At 51.7% G+C, this 526-nt stretch carries 1 pseudogene; it reads left to right on the plus strand.

What is annotated here, in order from left to right:
- Positions 1-271, plus strand: a pseudogene (locus GY683_RS00055) (type VI secretion system contractile sheath large subunit); the annotation flags it as partial.
- Between the last annotated feature and the right edge of the window lie 255 nt (positions 272-526).

The following is a 526-nucleotide window of genomic DNA, read 5'->3' on the forward strand; positions in this document are numbered from 1 at the left end:
GCGGGATAAAATCGGTAGCTTTATGTCCCGGGATGAAGCCGAAAAATTCTTGAACAATTGGATCAGCAACTACGTGGTTTTGGATGACAGTGCCGGACAGGAGATCAAAGCACGCTTTCCCTTGCGTGAAGCACGCATAGAAGTAACCGAGATACCCGGTAAAACCGGTGCATATAAAGCCGTCGCATTTTTACGGCCCCATTATCAGCTTGATGAGCTGACTGTGTCTTTGCGCCTCGTGGCTGAACTACCGCCACCGGCTAATGGATAGGCGATTTTAGGGGCGCAATTTACATTGGATGAGTGTAGGTCAGGGTGCGAGCAAAGCGAGTTCCCTGACAAGTGTATCGATGGAGCGTCAACCCACATTGTCAGGTAACGCCTGCAGCGCAACCTGACCTTATGGTTGATTGCCGCCGCCGGCAAATGGGTAGGCGGTTTTAGGGCAGCAATTTTCGGTGATTCGCCAAAGAGGCTATCGCTGAGGCGCAATTTACATTGGATGGGTGTAGGTCAGGGTGCGAGC

Source organism: Moraxella sp. (assembly GCF_024227015.1).
Classification (GTDB): Bacteria; Pseudomonadota; Gammaproteobacteria; order Pseudomonadales; family Moraxellaceae; genus Moraxella.